This is a genomic window from Mesorhizobium sp. P5_C1 (assembly GCF_054049815.1).
The window spans coordinates 1-4802 of record NZ_JBFULQ010000429.1 but is presented as its reverse complement, the minus strand read 5'-3'; the positions used below and the strand labels follow the sequence as shown (position 1 = coordinate 4802).

The 4802-nt window shown below is 61.1% G+C and carries 4 protein-coding genes and 1 pseudogene; all 5 read left to right on the top strand.

The annotated features are described in order from the left end of the window. A partial coding sequence (locus tag ACXJ7R_RS25010; RefSeq protein ID WP_457154163.1) for a DUF5801 repeats-in-toxin domain-containing protein occupies positions 1-1917 on the top strand: 1917 nt, incomplete at its 5' end. A 61-nt stretch (positions 1918-1978) separates the two neighbouring features. Continuing rightward, the gene (locus ACXJ7R_RS25005; RefSeq protein WP_457154162.1) at positions 1979-2350 is read left to right on the top strand and encodes a hypothetical protein; all 372 of its coding nucleotides are present in this window, start codon (positions 1979-1981) and stop codon (positions 2348-2350) included. Between the two features lie 140 nt (positions 2351-2490). Then, complete coding sequence (locus ACXJ7R_RS25000) at positions 2491-3141, top strand: lytic transglycosylase domain-containing protein (RefSeq protein WP_457154161.1); 651 nt, start codon at positions 2491-2493, stop codon at positions 3139-3141. 91 nt (positions 3142-3232) lie between these two features. Next, on the top strand, positions 3233-4432 hold the full coding sequence (locus ACXJ7R_RS24995) for an ABC transporter substrate-binding protein (RefSeq protein ID WP_457154160.1): 1200 nt from the start codon (positions 3233-3235) through the stop codon (positions 4430-4432). A gap of 58 nt (positions 4433-4490) precedes the next feature. Continuing rightward, positions 4491-4802 (top strand): annotated as a pseudogene (locus ACXJ7R_RS24990) (thermonuclease family protein); the annotation flags it as partial.

The following is a 4802-nucleotide window of genomic DNA, read 5'->3' as shown; positions in this document are numbered from 1 at the left end:
ATCGTGTTCACGGTCAGCACCGATGCGTCGGGCAATGTGACGCTCGACCAGCAGCGTGCGGTGGTCCATCCGACGACGGACCCGAACGAGCCGGTCAGCCTGAACGCCGACAATCTGGTGACGCTGACGGCGACGATCACCGACAAGGATGGCGATCATCAGTCGGCGACACTGAACATCGGCAACAACCTGACCTTCCTGGATGACGGCCCGTCGGCGGTTACGCCGGACTATGCCGTGCTGTGGAATGGAGCAGGGAACCCGGTCACATTCGCCCTGGACGAAGACCACACGCTGTCAAGCAACTACGGGGCGGACGGCGCCGGCACGGTGAAGTTCGCGGCGTCTCTTGACAACGCGGACAGCGGTCTGATGTCAGGCGGCGCGCACATCATCTACGACGTGTCGGCGGACGGCCATACCTTGTATGGTATTGCCAACGGCGCGACGGTGTTCGCGGTCACGCTCGACCCCCAGACTGCCAATCCGACTTATTCCGTGGACATGAACGGAACGGTCGACAGCCCGACCAACGTGACATTCACTGACGGAACGTATGCCTTCTACGGCAGCAACAAGTCCTGGGCCGGCTTGGTGCCAACGAATCAGGACAGCAATCCTGTCAACGATAACTCGCGTGACGTGCTTTTCACGCCCTTCGGCACCGGTACGACGATCAATGGGAACGCGAATTCCTTTGGCGTCGGCGGTGGTGCTGGCGGACAAAATATCGGCGCGGGCGAAGGCATAAGGGTCGACTTTGTCCAAGACTTGACTGGGGCCGCCCCCGGCAATCACATCTTTGACAATCACTATCTGGCCAATGGCGCCAGCTTCACGTTTGGCGATGGAACCAGCAACACCGTCCTTCAAATTACCGCTCGCGACGACAACGCTACTACCGGCACCGACGGTAACACGACAGTCGGCGACGGCCACCTCGATTCGGTCTCGTCAATTGCAATCACCTATGACGGGGAAACGCAGGTGGTCGCGTATGCCGACATCGGCACCACGGCAACACCATATACGCTAGGCAACCCGGGAGGGTTGACGGACAGAAGCTATACGGTTCACTTCGTCGATTTGGGAGGCGGTCACTATGCCGCCCAAATAACGGGTGTGCTCGATGCGAATGTTTCCATCGCGACGTTCACGGCCGACGGCTACAATAGCCTGGAGCTGTTGAATGCATCTCCGTCCGTCGACAGCGGCAACGACTTCGCCATTACCGGATTCGGCGCGGCCGTTCAGACCACCGATCCCGTCAACTTTCACCTACCGATCGAGATCGTGGATGCAGACGGCGACAAGGCGACAAGTGAGATCGGCGTGACGCTGAGTGGGACTGCATTTCAGGATCACTCTGCAGACGCCGCGGGCGCGTCTCATATCTACACGTCGACGGTGGCCATGCCTGACATTATCGGGTCTGCTTTCGGCGACACGATAACGGGCGACGGTTTTGCGAACGTGCTGTATGGAGGAGCCGGAGCCGACACGTTGAACGGGGGCGGCGGTAACGACACGCTCGTCGGCGGCGCCGGCACCGATACGCTCAATGGTGGGGCCGGCAACGACTTCCTCGTCGGCGGCGCAGGAGCGGATACGATGACCGGTGGCACCGGCGCCGACACGTTCAGGCTCGATCATCTCGACATCAAGGATCTTATCACCGACTACAATGGTGGTCAGGGCGACAAGATCGACCTGACGGCCCTGTTCGAGACGGCCCCTGCTGGGGTGGCCGACTTCGTAAAATACGATGCGGGAACACACACGCTCAGCGTCGATGCCAATGGCACAACCGGCGGCGCCAATTTCGTGGACGTTGCCGTGTTGCAGAACACGCCCGCCGGCACGATCACTGTGCTCTACGACGACACGGCGCATGTACAGCACACGGCTACGATTTAACGGCATGGCGCTCGGTCACGCGACTATGTTATACATTGCTAATATCGAGGGGAGCTCATCCATGAATCGTTCTATAAGACTGCTGGTTTCCGCTGCGACGCTGTTGCTGGCAGTCGGGTCGACGGGCTATGCCGCCGACATCATCGAAGGTCCGTCGGTCGACTATTGTCGCGTTGCCGGGACGTCCAACCTGGTGCTGACCGACAATATCGTCGACCTCAAGGAGCAGGTGGTCAAGCTGATGGACGAGTCGGTCGCCGCCGCCAACAGCTCGGAGTGGATCAACTCGTCCCGGCCGGTCTTCGTCTGGGCATCGGAAGCCAAGGTCGCTTGCGGCATGGCCTATGGCTACCTGAAAACGAACTATCGCGACGAAGATACCCTCAACAAATGCGAGTGTTTTCACGATCGCATGGTCGAGTACATGCACTGACCGGATAAGCGAACCGACGCCTGTTGGCCATCATGATAGCCGACGGATCCTTTTTGAGGACAATCGCCGCAGCGATTGCGTTGGCTGGCTTTGGTCAGGCTGTCACGCCGGCCCGGGCCAACTGGCTGGAGCGACCTTCCGTGCAACAACGGCAGCCGTCCGAGATGACGCGGCCGACGCACTGCGACGCGGCTACGCAGTGGACCCGGCAGACCTTCAAGGCGTTTGCGAGTTGCCAGGCATCGATCTATGGCCTCGAGCCGGTGCTGGCGCATGCCGTGATGGAGATCGAAAGCGGGTTCGATCCTGACGTGCAGGGCGCCGACGGCGAAGTCGGCCTGATGCAGGTGATGCCGGCGACGGCGCGAATGCTCGGCTTTCGAGGCTCCCTCGACGAGCTGAGCGCGCCGGCGACCAACATCGCGCTCGGGGTCAGATATCTTGCCCAGGCCAACAAGCTGGCCGCGGGCGACCTGTGCACCACCGTCATGAAATATCGCGCCGGGCACAATGAAAGCCGGTTCTCGGCGCTTTCGGTCCGCTACTGCTTGCGCGCGCGGGCAATCCTGGCAAGACAAGGGATTGAAGTGACCGGGCCGTTGCCGGTGGCGACATTCGGCTTCTCCGCTTTTTCGTCGGAAGGAGAGGGTGGGGCTCCAGCCCAGGGAAAAGGCGTTTGCGTGCGCCGCGTGTTCGTGCCCGGGCCCCGATACATGAAATGTGCCGACTATCGGACTGCCGGCCAAGCAAGACAGATCAAGGCGCTTAGAGCCAGGCTTTTCGAAGGCTAAAGAAACTACAGACGGCACGGCAAGTGCGCCGTAACATGCGTTGAAGACCAGACCGGGAAGCATACTCGGCGGCACATTGGGTGGAGCAATCATGGAAGCTGGCCGACAGGGCTGCTGTCTGCGGACATGGGCAATCGCGTTTGCGCTCACCACGACATTGTCAGGCTGCCAGTCGAAAGGCGGTGTTTCCGAAGTGCTCGATCCGGCGGCGATTGCCGCGCCTGGCGGGCAGACTGGCGACGCGGGTGCCGGTCCTGCCCAGGCGACCCAGTCGCTGGGCACCGGTTCGACAAAAATCACGATGTTGCTGCCGTTGTCGGCTCCCGGAACGGCAGGGGAAAACGGCAGGAAGATGCTCGATGCCGCCAAGCTGGCGATGACGGATGTTGGCAATGGATTGCTTACGCTGACGGTAGAGGACACGAAAGGCGACAGCGCACAGGCCGGCAAATTGGCGATAAGTGCGATAACGACGGGGTCGAAAGTGGTCATCGGCCCAACCGAACTGCCGGCAGCCCAGCATATTGCCACGCTGTCAGGGTCGAAGCGTCCACCGGTGCTGGCGCTTGCCGACAATTTCGCAGGCGGTGCTGGGGTTTATGCCGTGCGACTCAGCGAAGCCGACAGTGCCGCAGCGGGCGCCGCGGGGCTCGCTGCCAAAGGCGGCAAGAAGTTCGTGTTGCTTGTCGCGGAAGGCTCAAACGCCAGCGCGGTGGAGAAGCGGGTCGCCAACGGCCTCAGCATTTATGGTGCGACGCTCGCGGTCACTGTCCCGTATTCGGCCAGCGACGGTGGCGCGAAGGCCGTCGACGAAATGGCCTCGCTCGTGGACACTCCCGACGCCGTGATCGTCGCCAATGGCGACGGCAGCCCATCGCCTATCCTTGCCACCCTCAGGTCAAAGGGCATTCCGGGAAAGGCAATTTCCGTCGTCGGAACCAACCGGTGGCTGGAGCATCCCATGGATCCGCTGTTTGAGGGGGCATATATCGCCACGCTCGATCAGCGCGAAACCGGACCGATCGCCGACCGCTTCAGGGCGACATACAACTACCCGGCCGACGTCAATGTGGCCTATGCTTATGATATGGTTGCGCTGACAGCAGGGGTTGCCAGTGCGGTCGGGCCCGATGGCTTCAGCAAGCAGGTTCTCGAAAATCCAAACGGGTTTCGTGGGTCGACAGGTCTGTTTCGGTTTCGGGCTGACGGATCCAGTGAACGATCAATGCCGTTTTACCAGATTCAAAAAGGCGCGCTCAAACTGGTTGCGAAATCAACGTCGGGTTTCTGATCGGCTTTGGGAACCCGGTCAATCTGATGGGCAGACTGGCTGATGGGTAGACTGGCTGATGGTTAAGCTGGGCCCCAGCCGCTTGGCGATTGCGCTCGGAAGCCTCCTGCTCCTGGCCGGGGTACTGCTGATCATTCAGGCCGGGGCTTTGCTTTCGGTCGATCGGCCGATCCTTGCCCCTTCGCAAAACAGCGGGACGCAGCCGACCCGAGTGGCTGCGTCCATCGTCGAAGAACACCGACGAGAACCCGCGCGCAAGGTTGCTCAAGACCTCATCGCTCCACCACAGCTTGATCCTGTGCAACTCGAACGGGTCGGGCCCCGTCCGCCGCTGACGGACCTTGGTCTGGCTGTGCCCCCGAAGACAGAC